Below are 20,051 nucleotides of genomic sequence, written 5' to 3'. Positions count from 1 at the left end.
ATCGCGATGGGCACCAACACCGACCCCTACCAGCGGGTCGAGGGGCGCTACCGGCTGATGCCGCAGATCATCTCCGCCCTGCGCGACGCCGCCAACCCGTTCTCGATCCTCACCAAGGGCACCCTCGTACTGCGCGACCTCGACCTCCTCGAACAGGCCGCCCGGGTCACCGAGGTCGGCATGGCGGTCTCGGTCGGCTCGGTGAGCGAGACCCTGTGGCGCACGGTGGAGCCGGGCACCCCCGGCCCTCGCGCCCGCCTGAACGTGGTGCGCCGTCTGGCCGATCGCGGTCTGGAGTGTTCGGTGCTGATGGCCCCGATCCTGCCCGGGCTGAGTGACTCCGCCGAGCAGATCGAGGAGACCGTCGCCGCCGTCGCCGAGGCCGGGGCCACCCGCCTCACTCCGGTCGTCCTGCACCTGCGCCCGGGTGCCCGCGAGTGGTACCGCGCATGGCTGACCCGCGAACACCCCGGCCTGCTGCCGCTCTACCGGGAGCTGTACGGCCGGGGCTCCTACGCCCCCGAGTCCTACCAGCGCATCGTCACCGAGGCCGTACGCGAGATCGCCGCCCGCCACGGCCTCGACCGCCCCGGGGGCCGGAGCGGGAAGGGGAAACCGCCGCCCCGGGTCGAGGTGCCCCCGGAACCCGCCGCACAGCTGCCCCTGGACCTGCCCCGGTCCTAGATCCTTGATCGCTGATGACCACTGACCAGGGCACATTTTCCCATCAACGATCTGGACCGTGCGGAGCCGACCGGGCGCCTGAGCACCGGTAACCGGCTCGACCCGACAGACCCGGACGGCTCCGGACGGCGGCCCCGCGCCCCGGCGCCGGCCGCGACCGGTGCGCGGGTCGGGCCACGCCTTCCGGCCCGTGTCCCCCGGGAGAGCTACGCGCAGGTGTCCACCCCGGGGTGACGACCGCGCCCCCTCCGGATCAGTAGCGTTCTCACCAGTCGCGGCACCCTGTCCGCACCTATCCGGAAAGACCCCCATGAGACTTCTCTGGCAGCTTCTGGCCGTCGCCGCGGTCGCCTTCGTCGGCGGACAAACGCTCTTCGCGGTCCAGGACCACCCCTGGCTCAGCCTGATCCTGGGCCTTGTGTTCGCCGTCGCCTCGGTGTTCGTCTACCGGTGGGTGGTGCGCCGCACCGAGAAGCGCGAGGTGACCGAGCTGGCCTGGGCGGGCGCCACCGCCGCCACCGGCTGGGGAACCCTCCTCGGTGTCGGCCTGTTCTCCCTGGTCATCGTCAACATCACCTTTCTCGGCGGCTATCAGGTCCACGGTCTGGGCTCCCCGATGGGCGCCCTGGGCCTGGTCGGCTTCATGGTCGCCGTCGCGGTGTCCGAGGAGCTGATGTGGCGCGGTGTGCTGTTCCGCGTCATCGAGGAGTACACGGGGACCTGGATCTCCCTCGCGCTGACCGGACTGGCCTTCGGGCTCGTGCACCTGATCAACCCGCACGCCACCCTGTGGGGCGCCATCGCCATCGCCATCGAGGCCGGCGGCATGCTCACCGCCGCCTACATCGCCACCCGCAGCCTGTGGCTGCCCATCGGCCTGCACCTGGGCTGGAACCTCGGCGGATCCGCGCTCTTCAGCACCGCGGTCTCCGGCAGCGACACGCCTCCGGGGCTGCTGGACGCCACCATGTCCGGCCACCCCCTGATCACCGGCGGCTCGTTCGGCCCCGAGGGCAGCGTGTACTCCGTGGTGTTCTGCGTCATGGCCACGGTGGTCTTCATGTGGATCGCCCGCCGCCGCGGCCGGATCGTCCCCGCCCGCCGGCGTGGCGCACGGACCGCCGCCGCTCCCACACCCCAGTGACCTGATTCCAGCGCCTCCCCCGCCACCGGTAGCCGAGTTCTCCGGGCACGGATGGCGAACGCTCCCGCGGGTACACAGACGGGGCCCCTCCCCCTGTGCAGAGTCAGGAGCCCGCCGTGCCCCGGGAGAACATCGTCCCGTTCATCCTCCAGGTCGTGTTCCCGTGGATGGTCGCGTTGGCCGTCGTCGCCGGCGCGGTGGCGGGCAACGCGTGGGTGGTCCACAGGGTCTACTTCGCCGAGGAGAACCCCGAGGACTTCAGGGGCCGCGCCGAAGCGACCGTGACCGACCGCGATGAGCGAGGCGGCGGAGGGCCCAACCCGCCGGCGGTGAGGGTGTGGGTGGACTACACCGCGGGGGAAAGGACCATCACCGGCGCCCGGCTGCGCGGTGACGGCGCCCTCGGCCATTCGGTGGGCGACACCCTCGTCGTCGCCTACCACCCGGAGGACCCCCGGATACCGTTCACGCTGGAGACCCTCGACCGGCCGGGACCGATCAGCAAGGCGACGAGCCTCCTGGCGCCCCTGCTCTTCGGAGCGCTGTTCGTCTGGGCCGGTCCGGCCTGGGCCGCCGAGGTCTCCGCCGTGCGGACACGGTGGTGGACCCGCCGCCTGCCCCGGTCCAGGGCCGAAGGTTGCGGCTAGGACCCCCCGAGCGGATCCCCGGGCGCCCGGCCTGTGGGGCGCGTTCGCGGTGGCGGACCGGCACGGCGGTCACCACGCATCGATGAGGGGGTCGCGGTGACCGCCTCGCCGCCACTGCTCGGTGAGGCGGCCGAGCCGGGACGGGGAGGCGATGCCGTGCATGGCCGAGATCCTGCCCTCGCGCACCCCCAGGACCACCACGCCCACCACTCGGTCGTCGAGCACGGCGACCAGGGCGGGGGAACCGTTGACCACACCGGCGTGCATCGAGGGGGAGCCACCGACCAGCCGCCGCTTGGCCGGGGTCGGCTTGAAACCGGCCCGCAGGGCGGAGGCGACCCGCTCCGGGGTGGTGTACCACAGCAGCTTGTCGGCCATCCCGGCACCGTCGGCGACCCCGGTCGCGTCGTCGGTCAGCAGCGCCACCAGCTGCCCGGTGCGGCCGGAGGAGGCGGCGTCGACGAACGCCTCGACGACGCGACGCGCCGTGGCCCGGTCGACCTCGCCGGCCTTGCGTTCGGCCGCGACGCGCTCGCGCGCCCGGTGGGCGTGCTGCTGGCTCGCGGCCCGGGAGACGTCGAGGATCTCGGCGATCTCGGCGTGGCTGTAGGAGAAGGCCTCACGCAGGACGTACACGGCCCGTTCGACCGGCGAGAGGCGCTCCATCAGCAGCAGCACCGCCAGGGTCACCGACTCGCGCTGCTCGGCGGTCTCGGCCGGGCCCAGCATCGGGTCCCCGTCCAGGAGCGGTTCGGGCAGCCAGGCGCCGACCGTGCGTTCGCGCCGCGCCTGCGCCGAACGGAGCCGGTCCAGGGCGAGGTTGGTGACCACCTTGGTCAGCCACGCCTCGGGGACCCGGACGTGCTCGGTGTCGGCGGCCTGCCAGCGCAGGAACGCGTCCTGCACCGTGTCCTCGGCGTCGGCGGCCGAGCCGAGCAGGCGGTACGCCAACGAGGCCAGCCGGGACCGGTTGGCCTCGAAGCGCTCCACGGTGAGGGAGTCCATGCGTGCCACGTTAGTCGGCGACCGCCTTCGCGGCACGGACCGGTCCGGGGGTCAGGCGGCGCCTGCGCGAGGGCAACCCGTAGGTGGGGTTGCCGGTGTTCCAGGTGACGGTCCTGAGCACGGCCGCCTTGACCCGGGTGGCCGCCCAGCCGCGCAGGGCCCAGGACTTGGACCTGGCCTCGCCGTCGACCACCTGGAAGAGCGCGTCCTTGCCGCCGAGGCTGACGCAGTTGCCGGGGTAGAAGAGCGGGGCCTTGGACACCTCTCGGCCGGTCAGGTCCCCGACGACGGTGGCGGTGGCCTGTGCCCTGGTCAGGTTGGCCGAGGCGCAGGACATCGGCAGCGGCGCACCGTTGTCCCCGATGGCGTGGGCGCTGTCCCCGGCGGCGTAGACCTCCGGGTGGGAGACCGAGCGCATCATGCGGTCGACGGTGATCTGGCCGTTCTCCTCGACCTCCAGGCCACTTGCGGCGGCGATGGGGTGGGTGGCGAACCCGGCCGCCCACACGGTCACGTCGGCGGGCAGGACGCTGCCGCCGTCGACGTGGACACCGGCCGCGTCGACACCGTCGACGGTGGTCTGCTGGTGGATGGCGATGCCGAGCCGGTCGAAGGCGCGCAGCAGGTGGCGGCGGGCCTTGTCCCCCAGCCAGCCGCCGACCTCGCCGCTGGTGGCGAGGGCGACCCGCAGACCGGGCCGGGACTCGGCGATCTCGGTGGCGGCCTCGATCCCGGTCAGGTTGCCGCCCACGACCGTGACCCTGCCCCGGTCGCCGAGTTCGTCCAGGCGCTCGCGCAACCGCTGCGCCGAGGGCCGGTCGGCGACGTTGAAGGCGTGCTCGTCGACTCCCGGTACACCGTGGTCGGCGCTGGTGCTGCCGAGCGTGTACAGGAGGGTGTCGTACTCGAGCTGGTCGGTGCCCTTCCCGTCGGTGACGGTGACGGTGCGCCGATCGGCGTCCAGGGCGGTGACCCTGGCGACGCGCAGCCGGATGCCGGTGCCCGCGAACATGCGTGTCAGCGGGAGGCGGCGCAGCTCCTGTCCGGCGGCGAGCTGGTGCAGGCGCATCCGCTCGACGAAGTCGGGGTCGGCGCTGACGACGGTGATCTCGACGTCGTCGGGGTGCAGCCGGCGGGCGAGGTGTCCGGCCGAGGCGGCTCCGGCGTAGCCGGCGCCCAGGACGATGATGCGGTGCCGCATGTGCTTGCTCCTGTCCGTTCGTGTGCCCTTTGAACGGGACAGGCGCCGTGTCCCTGACAGGATGCGAATGTGACCTGCATCACTGTCGATTGAACAGCGTGGACACCTTTACGTCGTAGATTCACTACTGATTGCCTTAGGGGCGACCGAGAAACCCGCCCCCATCCCGGGACGGCGGTTCACACACCTCCCACGGGCTCCTGCCGACGGCTCACCATCTCGTTGATCCAGACGGGGGCGAACGGGGACGTGCAGCCGGGCGGGGTCGGGTAGTCCTTGAGCACCTCCAGGCGCTCCCCGATGCCGACGGCCCGAGCCCGGTGTTCGGCGTGCTCGATCCCGATCTGTGCCAGACAGGTGTTCATCGCCCACTGCAGGCGGTCCGGCGCGTCCCGCATCCGCTGCTCGATGAGGTCGAGCAGCCCCGGAAGGTCCAGGTCCTCGGGTCTCTTGGCCACCAGGTCGGCGGTGAGCGCCCACCCGGCGCTCGCCACCACCGGGTCCGAGTCGGCGAACCAGGCCAGGCGCAGCTCCTCGGTGTGCGGGCCCTTCTTCACCACGTAGTTCACGAGCCAGTCGTGGACCTTGGGGGCGCGGGCCTGGCGGAGCATGGCGTCCAGCTCGTCCGAGCCGAACGCCTTGGGCCGGCTGATCAGGATCGCCAGCAGTTGCGCGGCGCTGTCCCCGGTGGCCCAGAGCTCCACCGCCAGGTCCTGCTGCTTCTTGAGCCGTTTGGCCACGGCCCGCAACTTGGTGAGATTGACGCCGTGATCGTCACCGTGCTTCTCGTTGACCGCCCGAACCCTGGGGTCCTCCAGTTCGGCCAGCTCGGCCATCACTTCATCCGCCGTCGTCTCAGCCACCTCGGCCGCCCCTCCCCTGTTCGTGCCATCCAACCTACGCCGCAGGTCGGACACTTCCAGCAGGCCCGCGACCAACTGCGGGGCGTTGCGGGCGCGGTGCCCGCGATGGCCGACATCACCGGCTGGGTTCCGCTGAGTCAGCGAGCGCGCCGGTAGTGCATGGCGACCGCGCCGCTGCGCAGCGGCTCCGCCGAGACCAACTCGAGCCGTCGCGTGCTGGGCAGCCCGCTCTCGTACAGGGTCGGGCCGTGCCCGGCGATCCTGGGGTGGACCAGGAACCTGTACTCGTCGATCAGGTCCAGCCGGTCCAGCTCGGCCGCGAGCTTGCCGCTGCCGAGGAGCACTCCGTCCGGGGTCGCGTCCTTGAGCTGCTGCACGCCCGTGCGCAGGTCGCCCGCGATGTGATGGCTGTTGGCCCACGGGAAGTCCGTACGCGTCGACGACGCCACGTACTTCGGCTTCGCCTCCAGCTTGAGCGCCCACTCGCGCATCGCCGGAGGCGCCTCCTCGTCGCCGCGGGCGACCGCGGGCCAGTAGCTCTCCATCAGCTCGTAGGTGACACGGCCCCACAGCATCGCCCCGCCCTCGTCCATGAGGCGGGTGAAGAAGGCGTGTGACTCATCGTCAGCGATCCCCTCCTGATGGTCGACGCAGCCGTCCAGGGTGACGTTGATGCTGAAGGTCAGGAGTCCCATGCGGCGAATCTAACCGATGGGGTCCCACCGCGTGCCGCACATGCGGGCCTTCTCCAACTGCTCGCGTGCCCGGTCGGCCCACGTCCGGGCTCTGGTCGTCGGCCCCGCACCGGAGGAGGCCCGGCGGACGTTCCGTGGGACCGGCTCGAAGCTGTGGGCACGCCCGGCCCCGCTCAGGGATTCGCCCATCCGTTCCAGCAGCTCCGAGTCCAGGGCGGCCTTCTCTTCCGGGGAGAGGCGGTCCACGGCCCTCAGCACCGACACGCCCTCGGGCAGGGCCGCGGCTCCAGGCACGGGTTCGTGCACGAGCTCGCCGGGCACCGAGCGGCAGAGCCGACCGCAGATCGCGCAGGTGCCGCCGGGGACGTTGCGCACGGTCAGGTGCTCGGGGCAGGTACCGGTGGCCTTCCCCTGGCTGTCCAGCGGGAACTGCTCCGGCCGGGCGAACGGATCGTCCTCCTCCGGCTCCAGCCGCGGCGGCACCGGCAGCCCCGACCCGTGGATGCCTCGGCCCAGCGAGCCGTTCAGGTAGTCGCATGCGGCCTTCACGTGGCGCAGCCGCCACATCAGCGCCGGGAAGGGGCGGCGCAGCCGTTCCATCCCTGAGAACAGGGCGCGTACGTCGGCCTCGCCCAGCCCCTGGCGCAGGAGCTTGTCCACGGCCAGCGCCAACCGCTCCCGGTCCGCCACCGGGTCGGCCAGAAGTGTGTTGGGTATTCGATCAATGATCCCGAATGGACCGCTCCGTGGCTTTTGTCGATTTTGCTCTCCTGTACTCGAGGTGCCACGGACGGAACTGTCCACCTCGGCATCAGAACCGTCTCCAGGGAAACAGTCTGTGGGTCGATCTGAGCTGGGGGCGGGTTCAATCTGAGCTGGGGTCCGGCGGCGCTTCAAGCGCGGACGATTGTGCGCGGTGAGCGGCTCCTCCCCCAGCCGTGCGCGGCAGGCGTTGATCTCTTCGAGCACCAACTCGGAGTAGTCCTCAGCCGGAACGAGGAGCTCCAGCACGCACGGCAGCCGGTAGGGGGAACGGCCCTTCCGGATGTCCTCGGCGAAGAAGTCGATGGTCTCCGAGCGCGTGAGCTTGCGAACGATACCCGCCTCGGCCAGGTCGTCGATGGCGCGCTTGAGGCTGCTGACACTCAGGGTGCCGCTGGAGCGCTGGGCCAGGTTCTCCAGGAGGAAGAAGCACCAACGGCCGTCGGCGTCGACCGCGTTGGCGATGGCTGTCAACGCCGCCAGTGAGCGCAGCGTGGGCAGCAGGCCCTGGCTGAAGATCTGCACGACCCAGATGGGGAGGATGAACCCGATCCCCTTGAGTGCACCCTGGGGGCGCTTGCGGGGCGCAGAGAACCCGGGCGGATTCGGAGTTTCGCATGTGCTGGAGGGGCGCGCGAGGGTAGACTCCACGACGAGTCGCCTTCCTGGGGTTAGCAGGGAGTGGCTCAGTCGACAAACCTGTTTGCGCAGGCGTCGGCCACGACCCGACCGGGTGTTGACGCACCGGGTCGGGTTTTTTCTTGACACCGTCCAACCTAGCGAGCCGAACAAGAGTTCGCGGGGTTTTCTCTCAAATCCGCACACGCGAGAGAACCGAAGAAAAACCCGCACACCCAAAAAGCGAAACTCGCCCCTTTTCAACCCTTTGTGCGAGAGCTCCCCGTCCGCGCAAGAACAACCCTCCGCCTTCTGGTACTCCAGCCGTGGATCGTGGTCTTGCGACTGGGGGGCGGCGCGGAGGCGGCCGGAATCGCCGACCTCACACCATCGACTCACACTGGCGGCCCGAAAGTTCGCCGACTGTCGGAGCGCACTGTCAAACTCCTCGGTGTGAGCACCTTCTACGATTACTTCAGCGCACCCGGCGATCAAGCAGCGGCATCAGCCCTTGCAGAGGGACCCGATGACGCCGGCTTCGACACGCTCAGCGTCAAGACGATCGACCCCGCTGTCCTGCTCGGGCAGGCGGTGGCGCTGCTGATTCGTGAACCCGTGTCACGGGTTACCGGGCATCCCCGATTCGTTCATCTGGTGACGAGTCCGGAGGCAGAGAGCGCCTGGATCGTCACTCTGCCCGACGAGCTGCGCGACGCCTTGGCGGACGCATCCTCCGAACGGTTGGCCGAGATCTCTGTACCGTGGTCGCAAGCGGAGGAGTTCTACGGCTGTGCCGATCCCGGTACTCTCGCGGACCTCCTCGACGAGCTTGCCGCACTGGCTGGACGGGCTCGGTCGCACGACCGTGGCCTCTACTGCCGCATGGCGCTCTGACCGGGCTTTTCCACCGTCGGCCGACGCTCACAGGGCCCAGCAGCCATCTCTCGATCGGCGGCTGAGGCCGCCCACACGGCCGATCAGATTCCGTGTGGGCGCCCCCGCTCACGGACCACTGTCCGGTGGCGCTCCGCGCGGGGCGGAAGCGGATCCGTCAGACGGCGCTGCTGTCGTCGGACCGCATCCAGACGGTGCGCTGGGGGAACGGGATCTCGATACCCGAGGCGTCGAGGGCGATCTTGACCCGGCGGCGCAGCTCACGGGTCACGCCCCACTGCTCCAGGGGAACGGTCTTGGCGGCGACGCGCACGACGACGCCGTCCGCGTCCAGGGACTGCACACCCCAGACGGACAGGTCCTCCAGGAAGAACTTCCCGAACTCCGGGTCCTCGCGCATCTCCCGACCGGTCCGCTCCAGGACGGCGTAGACCTTCTCCAGGTCGGACTCGTAGGCCACGGAGACGTCGAGGACGGCGCGGGCCCAGCCCTGGCTGTCGTTGCGCACCCGCTGGATCTCACCGTTGCGGATGTGCCACAGGCCGCCGTTGATGTCGCGCACCTGCGTCAGGCGCAGACCGACGTTCTCGACCTCGCCGACCGCCTCGCCGAGGTCGACGACGTCACCGACGCCGTACTGGTCCTCAGCCATGATGAGCAGGCCGGACAGGTAGTCGGCGACCAGGCTCTGGGCACCGAAGCCGATCGCCAGGCCGACCACGCCCGCGCTGGCCAGCAGCGGGCCGAGGGCGATGCCGACCTCGCCGAGCACCATCGCCATGGCCGTCACCACGATGACGATGGTCGCGAAGCTGCTGAGCACCGAGCCGAGGGTCTTGGCGCGCTGCTGGCGCCGCTCGTCGGCCCGCGCCGGGTCGCGTTGGAGGACCGCGGGGCCCCGCGCGGGGCGGCGCTGCCCGTTCCGGCCCTCCCCGGACCGCAGGACGCGTTCCATGAGGCGGGAGATGGCGCGTCTGGCCAGGGCTCGGACGACCAGCGCGACGACGACGATCAGGAGGATCCGCAAGGGGACACCGATCAGCACATCGAGGTTGCCTTGCAACCACGCGGGCAGGGCGGTGGCCTGATCAACGACTTCGCTGTTCACCAGGTCGAGCTCGGCGGGTGTCACGGAAAATGCTCCACTGTGTCGGAGGGATACGAGCGACGATCGACGTAGAACGTACTTGCGCATCTCCGCGCTGGTCAAAGCCTGTGCGATTGGTCTCCGCTCCACCACGGGCCCGCCGGGGCGAAGGGCCCTTGAGGGGTTCGAGGGCCGGTACTACTGGGAGCGCGTTCCGCTGAGCGGGGCCACCCACTCGGGGAGCCCGTTCCCGGTGGTCACGGATCGCCAAGTGGCCAACAACGCCCCCTCAGCCCCAAGAGCATCGTTCAGGGCTTCCACGTTGTCCCGCTTCGGCAGCGAACCACCCTTTTCCCATCGATTCACGGATGCATGAGCCGTCTGGGACTGCTTGGCCAACTGCAACTGGGTCAGACCCACTCCTCAAGGCTGGAGCACAGAGCGTCCTGACGCGCCGGCTGCTGTCCCACCAGCAACTGCCCCAGTTCCTGGGTGCATCGGGTGAGCGCGACGTACAGCCCGTTCCAGCCCCGCGGTTCGGCGACGATGCCGGGGGCGTCCACGAGCAGGGTGGCGTCCCATTCCAGGCCCTTGGCGTCGGTGGCGGAGAGCACCGCCACCTCGGGCAGCGCTGCGCACAGAGCGGGCACGCGTTCGAGGGGAGCGATCACGCCGACCGTCCCTCCCGCCCAGCGTTCCGACAGCTCCTCGACGGCACGTGCCGCCTCGGTCTCGAGGTCGCTCTCCTCCACGGTGCGTTCCCAGGGTTGGACGCCGGAGGCGCGGACGGCGCGGGGCGGTTCGTTCCGGCTGCCCGCGTTCCGCAGGACCGGCCCGGTGAGGGCCATGACCTCCAGCGGAGTGCGGTAGCAGATGGTCAACCGGGCTTCGGCCCACCTGTCCCCGAAGGCCGCGCCGACCGCCTCCTCCCACGTGGTGTGCCGGTGCGGGGCTTCGGCCTGGTCGATGTCGCCGACAGCGGTGACCGACCGGGAGGGGCTTCGGCGCAGCACCATCCGCCACTGCATCTCCGAGAGTTCCTGCGCCTCGTCGACGACGACGTGCCCGTAGACCCAGTCCCTGCGTGCCGCGGCGCGGTCGGTCAGGAACTCACCCTGCTCGCCCTGTGGAGTCACCTCACCCAGCAGGTCGTCCAGGGCGTCGAACAAGGGGATGTCGCTGCTCGCCCAGGTTCGCGGTTCGCCGGCGACCCTTCCTCTTTCGGCCTCGGTCAGCTCCGGTACCCAGCGGCGCAGTAGTGCCTCGTCACCCAGGAGCCGACGGAGTTCCGCCTGGGTGTCGCGGGTCGGCCACCACTTCTCCAGTGTCGCGGCCACGCCGGGGTCCGCGGCGATCCGGTCGTGCAGGCGTTCCAGGTCCTCCTCGGTGAGTTCCCCGTCGACATCGACGCCGGTGGTGCCGTTGCTCGCGGCGCGGTCGTCGGAGTCGGCGAGTCCGGCGTCGAGTCGGCCGAGGATGTCCTCGAAGCCCTCCTCCATCCGTGCCAGCACCTCTTCGTTGCGCTCGGCGATCGCGTCGGTGAGCAGGTGGTGGATCTGTTCGCTGAAGACGGCGCGCGCCGCGTGGTAGGAGTACCCCGAGGTGGCCGAGGCGAGGGCCCTGGCGATCCGTTGTTCGCCGATCGTGTACCGCTCCCCCTCCCACACCAGTTCGAGGTCGGCGGGCCGGGGGACGAACGAGGCCGCGTACCGGGAGAGCGCCTGTTGCCAGGTCGCCCGGCCCTTGATCTCGGCGATGTCGCGCGACTCCGCGTGCTCCACGCCGATCCCCGGCACGAGGGTGTCGCAGGTCGCCGATACCACGGCGGTCTCCCCGAGCGCCGGCAGCACCTGGGTGATGTAGTCCAGGAAACGCTGTGAGGGCCCGAGCACCAGGACGCCCTGCGCAGCGAGCTGCGGATGGGTGAAGAGCAGGTACGCCACGCGGTGGAGGGCCACCACGGTCTTGCCGGTGCCCGGTCCGCCCTGCACGACCAGCGGGCCCCGGGAGTCAGCGCGGACCACGTCGTCCTGCTCGCGCTGCAGGGTGGCCGCCGCGGTACCCATCCGGCCGGTGCGCCGCTCGTCGAGAGCGGCGAGCAGTGCGCCCTCGCCGACCAGCTCACCGGCCCCCGACCCGTCGAGCGGCTCGTCGTCGACGCCGGTCACCTCGCGCCCGTCGACGCGGATGTGGCGGCGCCGGGCCTGACCCTGGGGGTCGACCGGTGTCGCGGTGTAGAAGGCCCGTGCGGCGGGCGCACGCCAGTCGATCACCAGGGGGTCGCTGTCGTCCCCTTCGCTGGAGATACCGACGCGCCCCAGGTGGAGGACGGTCCGGTCGAGCGCGTCGAGCCGACCGAAGATCAGGCCCTGGTCCGCGCGGCGCAGCTCCTCGCGTTGGTTGAGCATCATGCGCATCCGGGCGTGCCCCGTGGCGTCACGCGCCGGGATGGCCAGCTCGGTGTCGAGGTGGCGGAGGATCCCGTCGCGGCGTTCGAAGGCCTCGTCGAGAACCAGCTGTTCCTCGGCTACGGCCGCCGCGTGTGCGGCCGAGTCCTCGTTCTTTGGTGTGGAGACACTGTGTGGGTGCACTCGCACTCCGTTCTCTGCGTTTCACCATGATCGGAAGGAGCGAAACATCACGACGGTGCCGCCGAATATCCGGGGCGGTCGCAAGGAAAGGCACATCTGAGGCGCATTGCGGGAGAGGGCACATCTTCGGCGCCAATGCAAGCTGACGGTGCGGCTTCTCCCGGCTCCGCGATGACTGCCGATGGAAGTATACGTATCCCGGGGCGCTCCTCGACCCGTGGCGTTGATCGAGGTGATCTGTTGGCGAATATCACAGCCTGAATTCTTGACGCCGCCGACAAACCGGTATCGCCTGCCGGAGGCCACGGAATACGGTGGGGCCGCCTCAGGGGCAATTCTCGAAGAACACAAAAGGGACCCTTTGTCAAAGCGAGGGATCGCTGTTCCTGGGGCACAAAGGAATCGATCGGGCAAGCCGAAGGCGAACGAGGCGGCGTTCTGCCCCGCGAACGACGAGAACCGGCCGTACCCGGTACCGGACCCGGGATCCGTCGCACGCGGCGGTGTGCTCACCGTTTCTCCAGGGGCCGTCCCGATCCGGGCGGGCGCTCAGAGGGCTTCCAGGAGCGACCTGAACGCGGTGGCGAACTGGGTGGGGCGCTCGATCGGGCCGAGGTGGCCGCCGGGGAGTTCGGTCAGGGGCAGGCCGAGCCGGGTGGCCAGGGCGGCAGCGGAGCGGTAGGGCAGCTGGCCGCGGGAGTCGATGCCGGCCACGGGGACGAGTCGGCCGGTCTGCGCCTCCAGCGCGGCCAGGTCGGGTTCGTGGGTGGTGAACGGGAGCAGGATGTGTTCCAGCATCACCGGCTTCAGACCACCGAGGACGGCGAAGAGTTCGACCAGTGCGGGGCCGGGCGGCTCCGGGCGGGTGTCGGCGTAGCCGTCGAGCCAGGTCCCGGTGTGGCGGAGCTCCGCGGACCCGGTGTCGGCGCCGGGGACGGTCATGGCGGTGAACATGAGTGCTTCGGCTTCGGCCAGGTCCTGGGCACGGGCGGCGGTACGGACCGATTCGAGCGCGGCGCGGTGGCGCGCGGCGTCCGGCAGCAGGTTGACCAGCGGCGGCTCGTGGACGACGGCCGTGCGGACGTGGTCGGGGTGGCCGGCCAGCAGTTCGACGGTGGTGACGGCGCCGGAGCTGAAGCCGAACACGACCGGAGGCTCGTCGAAGAGCGCGTCGATCAGGCAGCGTGCGTCCTGGGCGTGGTCTGCGGGGCGCTGTTCGCCGGGCGCGGAGACGGGCTGCCGTGTGGAGGCCACGCGGCTGGACATGGAGACGACGTCGTAGTGGTCGGCCAGGTGCGCGGCGAACCGGTCGAACACGCCGCCGTGGCCCACGCCGCCGGGGATGAGCAGCAGCGCGGGGCCGTTGCCGCGGCGGTCGTAGTCGACGGTGGTGTCGTTCAGGGTGAGGGTGTTGGTGGGCATGGGTGGCTCCTGTGTTTGCGGGTTCAGATCCGCGACCAGTGGGTCAGGGTGTGGTGGAGCGCGTCGACCGCGCGTCGCCATGAGGTGTCGAGGCCGCGGTCGGCGGTGAAGCCGCCGAAGGACTCCAGGTCGCTGAAGCCGTGGAAGGTGCTGCGCAGCAGCCGGACCGCGTCGGTGGCGTCGGGATCGGTGAGGCCGTAGCCGCGCAGCAGTGCGAAGCACGCTTCGACGATGCGGGTCACGCCGGTGGACTCGGCGAGCCTCTCGGGTGGCACCGGGTACCGGGTGGCGGCGTACCGGCCCGGGTGCCCGGTCGCGAAGGCACGGTAGGCGTCGGCGAAGGCTTTCAGGGCCTCGTGGCCGGATCGCCCGGCCACCGCCTGCCCCAGGGTGTCGGCCCATTCGTCGTGTGCCAGCAGGGCCACGCTCTCGCGGAGGTCGGCCAGGCCCCGCACATGCGTGTACAGGCTGGCGTCGCGGACGCCGAACCGCTCCGCGAGTAGCGCGAGAGTCAGGCGGTCGAATCCGATCTCGTCGGCGACGTCGGCGGCAGCGGACACCAGTGTGTCCCGGGTGAGTCCCACACGCGGCATAGTGATCCTAAGGTTCCTAGGTTGATTCCTAGGATGGTTAGGATGCGTGGCGCAGGCAAGTCCTTTTTCGCCCGCTGAGCGCGCGGGCGGTGCGGGTGGAGGCGGGGAAGTGGTCGGCCCCGTGTTCGTACCGGTGGTGCGAGCGGCGGCATCCGGTCGGCCCCGCACCGGCGGAGGTGAAGAACGCCGATGCCGGCCCCGTTCCTGAACTGCCCTCATGTACGCCATGGAGGGAGGGGCGGGACCAGCACGGCTGGGAGCGCACTCCGCTGAGCGGTTGCGCCCGCTCAGAGCGGGCGAAGGACCGCCTCCGGCTATGCGCGGGCGCCGGGGACGGATATCGGCGCTGGACCCTCGACCTCCGAACCGGTCTCGGGCTCGGCGCCTTCCCTACCAGGACGTGCCGCGGGTCCGGGGACGGTTCGTCCGGTGTTGCCCTTGGTCCTCCGGCGCCCGGCCGACGGCTTCAGGACGCGCTGGACGATGAAGTACTCCGCGATGAGCACGTTGACGACCAAGGAGGCCCAGGCGCTCGCGTGGTAGACGTCGTCGAAGCTCAGGGAGGGGAAGAAGCTCTCCTGGAGCGCCAGGCCGGTCATCAGGTAGATCCGCAGGCTGACCGCGGCGAAGGTGAGCGCGTAGTTGCGGATCATCCAGACGCGGTGCAGTTGGACCTCGCCGCGGCGGATGGTGGTGTAGGCCTGGTAGAGGGTGTACAGCCAGGCCGCGGTGAGGATGTAGAAGGCCACCTGCACCGAGAACCCGCTGACCGAGTAGGTCGCGGCGAACAGGGCCGCGATCGAACCCAGCACGATGGACACCATGTAGACCTGACCGGAGATCCGGTGCGCCTTCGGGTGGCGGACACGGATCCAGGTGACGAACTGGAACGGGCCGATGAGGAGTGCCAGGGAGCTGGGGATCGCGTGCACGGCGATGGACACGTAGTGCGAGGCGAACAGGTCGTTGAGCGGGATCCGGTTGCGTTCCACGTCGCCGACCAGATAGGGCTCCGCCGAGTACACGGCGATACCGATCGCGGACGCGGCCAGAAGGATCCAGAGGGCCCACCACCGTCGTCGGCGCTTCGATCCGGTCATGGTGCTGGTCATGGTCTCCCCCACGAAGGAGTAGTAGGCGGTTGTCACCGTCATGCTCCTGCGGGGGCGGGCTCGTTCGCGTCGGTGATCGTCGCCTAACCGACCGCTTCCCTCGGTTCGCCGAGCTCCGGCAGGTCCCTGAGCTGCCTGCGGGAGGTGATGTCGAGTTTGCGGAAGATCCTGCGGAGGTGGGCGTCGATGGTGCGCGGGCTCAGGAACAGCCGCGCGGCGACCTCCTTGGAGGTGGCGCCCGCCGCCACCTGCCGGGCGACGTGGATCTCCTGCATGGTGAGGCGGTCGATGGGCCGCTCGGAGCGATCGCCCACCACCTCGCCGGTCGCCCGCAGCTCGTCGGCGGCCCGGTGGGCGAAGGCCTCCAGTCCGAGGTCGGACAGCATCCGGTGCGCGGTGCGCAGCTGTTCGCGTGCGTCGCGGCGGCGGTTCCGGCGGCGCAGCCATTCCCCGTAGCGCAGGTGCGACCTGGCCAGCCCCGGTCGGGCGGGGCTCCGTTCCAGCTGTTCGATGCCCTCACGGTGGTCGGCCTCCGCTTCGGTGACCAGTGCCCGGGTACTCGCGAGGACACCTCCGGCCCAGGGGGTGTCCACCGGTTCGGTCCGCTCGGTGAGGGCCCGCAGCGCGTCCGCGGCGAGGTCCCCGCGTCCGCATCGGGCCGCGGCCTCCACCAGTTCGGGGAGGAGGGTCCCGGTCAGGAACAGGCCCCCGATCCGCGCCCCGCGCACGGCCGCGTCCAGCGCGACCGGGTAGTCGCCGAGACCGTTGTGGAGCACGGCCGTGGCCCAGTGCATGTTGGCCGGGAGCTGCCCTCGGCCCCGGTGCCGTGCGTCGGCCAGGAGCGCCTGCGCCTCCTTGTGGCGGCCGCGCATCGCGGCCAGCTGGACGCGCGGGTACATTTTCGGCGCGTCTCCGACGGCGTCGGCGATCGCCTCCTCCTCGGCGATCGCGGCGGTGGCCCGCCGGAAGTCACCGGTGAGCACCGCGGAGATGGCCGTCTGGGACAGGGCGAGCCTGGTCAGGATCAGTGATCCGCTCCGTTGTCCGGTGTCGGTCATCCATGCGGTGATGGCGGTGTGGACGCCGTGGTCCCACAGGTCGGCCGAGAGGATGCTGGCCAGCCCCGGGTATCGGGTCCACGCGGCGGCGTCACCGGTGAGCACCCGGCGGATCATCGGCACGCCCTCCCCGTAGCGCCCGTTGTGCAGCAGGCCCAGCGCGTCCAGCAGGTCCGGGGCGCGTGTGGTCGGCGGGGTCGGGTCCACGGCTTCGAGGACCCGGTCCATGACTCCGGCGGGCCTTCCGATCGCGAGTGCCGTTTCCAGCGCCCGCACCGAGTAGGAACGGGACAGCTCCGGGTCGGTGGCAGCCAGTCGGCGCGCCGCCCGCAGGAGGAGGCGCGGCCCGTCCTCGACCCCCTCCCCGCCTCTGAGCAGGGCGAGCTCGCCGCGTAGCAGGTCCACGGCGGCTCGGCGGGGTGTGGGCAGCGTGTCGGTGTCGACGCTGTTCAGCAGGTCGGCGGCGGTGTCCGCCTCCCCTGCGTCGAGTGCGGCCCGGACCGCCGCGAGGGTGCGTTCGACACGTCGGCCGGGGTCCAGGGACAGGGTCGCCGCGCGTTTGAGGAAGGCAGCCGCGGCCGCGGCTCCTCCGCGCGCCCGGGCGCGGGCGGCCGCCGACTCGAGTTCGGTGGCCACCTCCTCGTCCGGTCCGGCGCTCGACTGGGCCCGGTGCCAGGCCCGCCGGTCCGGTGCGGTGGCCGGGTCGGTGACCTCGGCCAGGGCGCGGTGCGCGGCCCGGCGGCGGTCCGACCCGGCTTCCCAGTACACCGAGGAGCGGGCCAGGGGGTGGCAGAAGCGGACGCGTGTGCCGAACTCGACCAGTTCGGAGGCCTCCGCGGCGGGTCCGGCCTCTCGTAGATCGATCCCGGAGCGCTCGGCTGCGGCCCAGAGCAGCTGCGGGTCGCCGGTGGGGTCGGCGCCGGCCAGGACCAGCAGTCGCTGTGCCGGTTCGGGGAGTCCTTCGAACCTGGTGCGGAAGCTCCGCCGGATCCGCTGGGAGAGCGGGGAGGGGGACGGCGGGACGAAGCCGCCCGCCTTGGGCAGCTCGATCAGGGCGAGCGGGTTGCCCCGGGCCTCGGTGAGGAGGCGTTCGCGTACCTGGGTGTCGAGTGTGGTGGCCTTCTCCGCGGTCAGGAGCGAGCGGGCCTCGGTGTCGCTCAGGCCGTCGAGGGTGAGGCCCGGCAGCTCGTCCAGGCGGTGTTCGGCGGACTGGGCCCGGATCGCGAACACCATGGCGACGGGTTCGGCGGCGATGCGCCTGGCCAGGAACACCAGCGCCCGGGCCGAGGCCGTGTCCAGCCAGTGGGCGTCGTCGATGACGCACAGCACCGGTTGTTCGCGGGCGGCGGTGGCGAGCAGTTCCAGGGTCGCCAGGCCGACGCGGTGCGGATCCGGGTCGCCTCCGGCCAGGCCGAACGCGACTCGGAGGACCGCGCGGTGATCGGGCGGCAGTCGGTCCAGGTGGGGCAGGACCGAGACGCAGAGCTGGTGGAGCCCGGCGAAGGGCAGCTCCTTCTCGAACTCCGATCCGGTGCCGTGGAGGGTCCGGAAGCGCGGCGCGGCGATCTGCGCGGTGTGCTCCAGCAGCGCGCTCTTGCCGATGCCCGGCTCGCCGCGCAGGACGAGAACGCCTCCCCCGCCCCGTTGGGCGGTGTCGAGCAGGGTGCGCAGGCGGCCGGTCTCGTCGTGCCTGCCGACGAGGGGAGGGCGCGGGGAGGTAGGCATGGGTAGAACGATAGTGAGCGGGCACGCGCGGTCCGCCACCGGTGAGCGGACCGGCGTGCCCTACCCGCTCCTCAGGTGGTGTGCGGGCGGCGGGTCAGCACGAGGACACCGGGCGCCACGGGCCCCACTCGTTGGACTCCTCGGGTGAGCTGTCGCTGTTCCACCACTGGGCCTCGTACTCCGTCCCGTCGTGGACGACCCGAGAGCCCTCCGGGTAGACGTCGCCCTGCGACCAGCCGCCGGAGGTACAGGGCTCCGGCTGCTCCGACTCCCCCGGCTCGGGCTCGTCGGGCTGGTCCTGGTCCGGCGGTGCGGCCGCCGTGTGCCCGTCGTCCTGGTCGCCCTCCGCCCGGGGGTTCTCCTCCTCCGGGGTCTCCTCCTCCTCGTCCTCGTCCTCCTCCGGCCCCGTGGAGACGCCGAGGACGACCAGCGTGCCCTCCTCGACCACGGACCCGGCTCCGGGGGAATGGTGGTCGACCTCGCCCGCGGGGCGCGCGGAGTCCTCGACCTCCTCCACAGCGGATTCCAGGCCCAGTTCGTCCAGGGCGCCGACCGCTTCCTCCTCCGTGCTGCCGACCAGGTCGGGGACGGTCACGCCCTCCACGACGGTGAGCACGACGGCGGTGTCGTAGGGCACCTGCTCGCCCTCTTCCGGGTCGCTCCCGATGACGGTTCCGGCGGGCTGTCCCTCCGCGGGCTCCTGGACGATCTCGACGTCCGTGAACCCCGCCTCGGACAGGGCCAGGCGGGCCTCCTGTTCCGGGGAGTCGACCACCTCGGGCATGAGGACGGTCAGCGGACCCGCGGCCACGGACAGCCGCACGTCCGCTCCCTCGGAGAGCTCTCCTCCGCTCTCCGGGCTGGAGGAGGCGACCAGCCCGGCCTCGACGTCGTCGCTGCGCACGTCCTCGTAGGAGATCTCCAGGGGGACCGGGAGTTCCGCGAGCCGGTCGGCCGCCTCTGAGGGGGTGGTTCCGACCAGGTCGGGCATGCGCGCGCCGACCGGGTCCGAGCCCTGGTTGGTCACGGCCCACAGCGCGGCGGCGCCGAGCAGCGCGATCACGAGCGCCAGGGCGGCCCAGAGCATCCGGCGGCGGCGGGGCGCCGGCTCGGGCTCGTCCTGGACGTGTTCCTCTTCGGCGGGCTCACCGCGGGCCACGTGCCTGCCCGCCGGGGCGGGCAGGGCGTCGGCGGCCCGGCGCACCAGGGCGCGGTACTCGGAGGCGTCGGCCGGACGCCGCCGCGGGTCGGGGTCGGTGCCGTCGGCCACCAGGGCGCTGATCGCCTCGCCCACCGCGTCGCGTCCGGCGGGTGAGTCGCCGTCGTCCCCGGGCTCCTCCCCCGCGACCATGGTCTCCAGGAGCTCGGCGACGGCGGCCACGTCGTCCTGTGGGCCGAAGGCGGCCCCGCCCTCACCGGGGGGCGGCGGTGTCGCCAGGAGCAGGAGGTTGACTCCTCCGTCGTCGGCGAGGGAGAGGGTCCGCGGGCCGATGTGCCCGTGTACCAGGTCCCGTTCGTGCAGGGTCTCCAACGCCCCCAGGAGCACGTCGGCGATGTCGAGCGCCTCCCTGCGGGAGACCCTCTCCCGGAAGCGTTCGCCGACCAGGTCGCCCACCCAGGCGCCGTGGTGGGGCTCGGTGACCGTGTAGGCGCTCCCCCCGCGCATCCCGCCGGACAGCACGGGTGACAGGACCGGGTGTTCGAGCTCCTCGAAGGCGCGCAGCCGGGTCCGGAAGTCCTTGACCAGCTCGGCGCCGTCGGACCCGGAGACGTCGAACAGCTCCACGCGGACCGGGCCCCGGGTTTCGAGGTCGTCCGCTTCGAGCAGGGTCGTACGCCCGGAGATCCGGCGCTCGCCGTGTACGCGGAAACGCCGACCGAGCGCCGCACTTCCGGAGGTATGGGGGGAAAGGGGGTCCATATAAGGATTTTATGGACTCTGCGGGGTCC

17 protein-coding genes are annotated in these 20,051 nt (G+C 71.3%); 4 read left to right on the top strand and 13 right to left on the bottom strand.

Features of this window, described 5'->3' with window-relative positions:
- Positions 1-6 precede the first annotated feature (6 nt).
- The 3 genes from D458_RS33195 to D458_RS0108325 all read left to right on the top strand — a co-directional run bounded on the left by D458_RS33195 (position 7) and on the right by D458_RS0108325 (position 2,475).
- The gene (locus D458_RS33195; RefSeq protein ID WP_017586276.1) at positions 7-684 is read left to right on the top strand and encodes a radical SAM family protein; all 678 of its coding nucleotides are present in this window, start codon (positions 7-9) and stop codon (positions 682-684) included.
- 310 nt (positions 685-994) lie between these two features.
- Positions 995-1,828 carry a CPBP family intramembrane glutamic endopeptidase gene (locus D458_RS0108330; protein ID WP_017586275.1) on the top strand — a complete coding sequence of 278 codons (834 nt, stop codon included), beginning with the start codon at positions 995-997 and terminating at the stop codon, positions 1,826-1,828.
- A 116-nt stretch (positions 1,829-1,944) separates the two neighbouring features.
- Positions 1,945-2,475, top strand: a complete 531-nt coding sequence (locus tag D458_RS0108325) for a DUF3592 domain-containing protein (protein WP_017586274.1) — start codon at positions 1,945-1,947, stop codon at positions 2,473-2,475.
- 69 nt (positions 2,476-2,544) lie between these two features.
- Here D458_RS0108325 and D458_RS0108320 read toward each other — a convergent pair whose 3' ends face one another.
- From D458_RS0108320 to D458_RS0108300, 5 genes are all read right to left on the bottom strand, one after another.
- Positions 2,545-3,480 (bottom strand): sigma-70 family RNA polymerase sigma factor, encoded by a 936-nt coding sequence (locus D458_RS0108320; RefSeq protein WP_017586273.1) that lies wholly within the window; start codon positions 3,478-3,480, stop codon positions 2,545-2,547.
- Between the two features lie 10 nt (positions 3,481-3,490).
- Positions 3,491-4,681, bottom strand: coding sequence for an NAD(P)/FAD-dependent oxidoreductase (locus D458_RS0108315; protein WP_017586272.1), 1,191 nt, complete (start codon positions 4,679-4,681; stop codon positions 3,491-3,493).
- Positions 4,682-4,860: 179 nt separating this feature from the next.
- A complete protein-coding gene (locus tag D458_RS0108310; RefSeq protein WP_017586271.1) occupies positions 4,861-5,517 on the bottom strand; it encodes a DNA alkylation repair protein in 657 nt (218 codons plus the stop codon).
- Between the two features lie 164 nt (positions 5,518-5,681).
- On the bottom strand, positions 5,682-6,239 hold the full coding sequence (locus tag D458_RS0108305) for a dihydrofolate reductase family protein (protein WP_017586270.1): 558 nt from the start codon (positions 6,237-6,239) through the stop codon (positions 5,682-5,684).
- Positions 6,240-6,248: 9 nt separating this feature from the next.
- Positions 6,249-7,526, bottom strand: a complete 1,278-nt coding sequence (locus tag D458_RS0108300) for a hypothetical protein (RefSeq protein ID WP_017586269.1) — start codon at positions 7,524-7,526, stop codon at positions 6,249-6,251.
- 546 nt (positions 7,527-8,072) lie between these two features.
- Between D458_RS0108300 and D458_RS0108295 the strand changes: the two genes are divergently transcribed.
- Complete coding sequence (locus tag D458_RS0108295; RefSeq protein ID WP_017586268.1) at positions 8,073-8,513, top strand: hypothetical protein; 441 nt, start codon at positions 8,073-8,075, stop codon at positions 8,511-8,513.
- Between the two features lie 157 nt (positions 8,514-8,670).
- Here D458_RS0108295 and D458_RS0108290 read toward each other — a convergent pair whose 3' ends face one another.
- The 8 genes from D458_RS0108290 to D458_RS37880 all read right to left on the bottom strand — a co-directional run bounded on the left by D458_RS0108290 (position 8,671) and on the right by D458_RS37880 (position 20,022).
- Complete coding sequence (locus tag D458_RS0108290; protein ID WP_017586267.1) at positions 8,671-9,645, bottom strand: mechanosensitive ion channel family protein; 975 nt, start codon at positions 9,643-9,645, stop codon at positions 8,671-8,673.
- 153 nt (positions 9,646-9,798) lie between these two features.
- Positions 9,799-9,966, bottom strand: coding sequence for a hypothetical protein (locus D458_RS38155; RefSeq protein WP_394296575.1), 168 nt, complete (start codon positions 9,964-9,966; stop codon positions 9,799-9,801).
- 44 nt (positions 9,967-10,010) lie between these two features.
- Positions 10,011-12,191, bottom strand: a complete 2,181-nt coding sequence (locus D458_RS0108285) for a HelD family protein (protein ID WP_017586266.1) — start codon at positions 12,189-12,191, stop codon at positions 10,011-10,013.
- A gap of 549 nt (positions 12,192-12,740) precedes the next feature.
- A complete protein-coding gene (locus tag D458_RS0108280) occupies positions 12,741-13,613 on the bottom strand; it encodes an alpha/beta fold hydrolase (RefSeq protein ID WP_017586265.1) in 873 nt (290 codons plus the stop codon).
- A 23-nt stretch (positions 13,614-13,636) separates the two neighbouring features.
- Positions 13,637-14,206, bottom strand: a complete 570-nt coding sequence (locus D458_RS0108275; protein ID WP_017586264.1) for a TetR/AcrR family transcriptional regulator — start codon at positions 14,204-14,206, stop codon at positions 13,637-13,639.
- Positions 14,207-14,520: 314 nt separating this feature from the next.
- Positions 14,521-15,360: a DUF2306 domain-containing protein gene (locus tag D458_RS0108270; protein ID WP_017586263.1), complete on the bottom strand. Its 840-nt coding sequence runs from the start codon at positions 15,358-15,360 to the stop codon at positions 14,521-14,523.
- A 41-nt stretch (positions 15,361-15,401) separates the two neighbouring features.
- Positions 15,402-18,101: an AAA family ATPase gene (locus tag D458_RS0108265; protein WP_017586262.1), complete on the bottom strand. Its 2,700-nt coding sequence runs from the start codon at positions 18,099-18,101 to the stop codon at positions 15,402-15,404.
- Between the two features lie 94 nt (positions 18,102-18,195).
- Entirely contained in the window at positions 18,196-20,022 is a 1,827-nt protein-coding gene (locus D458_RS37880) for a PASTA domain-containing protein (protein WP_017586261.1), read from the bottom strand.
- Positions 20,023-20,051 lie beyond the last annotated feature (29 nt).

It is taken from the genome of Nocardiopsis ganjiahuensis DSM 45031 (assembly GCF_000341085.1).
In the GTDB taxonomy this organism is placed as follows: Bacteria; Actinomycetota; Actinomycetes; order Streptosporangiales; family Streptosporangiaceae; genus Nocardiopsis; species Nocardiopsis ganjiahuensis.
The sequence above is the reverse complement of the archived record's forward strand: the minus strand, read 5'-3'. Positions and strand labels throughout refer to the sequence as shown.

What these genes read in the sequence shown, in the direction of transcription:
- D458_RS37880 (WP_017586261.1), bottom strand. Translation starts at nt 20,022, where the DNA reads ATGGACCCCCTTTCCCCCCATACCTCCGGAAGTGCGGCGCTCGGTCGG.
- D458_RS0108280 (WP_017586265.1), bottom strand. Translation starts at nt 13,613, where the DNA reads ATGCCCACCAACACCCTCACCCTGAACGACACCACCGTCGACTACGAC.
- D458_RS0108270 (WP_017586263.1), bottom strand. Translation starts at nt 15,360, where the DNA reads ATGACGGTGACAACCGCCTACTACTCCTTCGTGGGGGAGACCATGACC.
- D458_RS0108315 (WP_017586272.1), bottom strand. Translation starts at nt 4,681, where the DNA reads ATGCGGCACCGCATCATCGTCCTGGGCGCCGGCTACGCCGGAGCCGCC.
- D458_RS0108265 (WP_017586262.1), bottom strand. Translation starts at nt 18,101, where the DNA reads ATGCCTACCTCCCCGCGCCCTCCCCTCGTCGGCAGGCACGACGAGACC.
- D458_RS0108305 (WP_017586270.1), bottom strand. Translation starts at nt 6,239, where the DNA reads ATGGGACTCCTGACCTTCAGCATCAACGTCACCCTGGACGGCTGCGTC.
- D458_RS33195 (WP_017586276.1), top strand. Translation starts at nt 7, where the DNA reads ATGGGCACCAACACCGACCCCTACCAGCGGGTCGAGGGGCGCTACCGG.
- D458_RS0108320 (WP_017586273.1), bottom strand. Translation starts at nt 3,480, where the DNA reads ATGGACTCCCTCACCGTGGAGCGCTTCGAGGCCAACCGGTCCCGGCTG.
- D458_RS0108275 (WP_017586264.1), bottom strand. Translation starts at nt 14,206, where the DNA reads ATGCCGCGTGTGGGACTCACCCGGGACACACTGGTGTCCGCTGCCGCC.
- D458_RS0108330 (WP_017586275.1), top strand. Translation starts at nt 995, where the DNA reads ATGAGACTTCTCTGGCAGCTTCTGGCCGTCGCCGCGGTCGCCTTCGTC.
- D458_RS0108310 (WP_017586271.1), bottom strand. Translation starts at nt 5,517, where the DNA reads ATGGCCGAGCTGGCCGAACTGGAGGACCCCAGGGTTCGGGCGGTCAAC.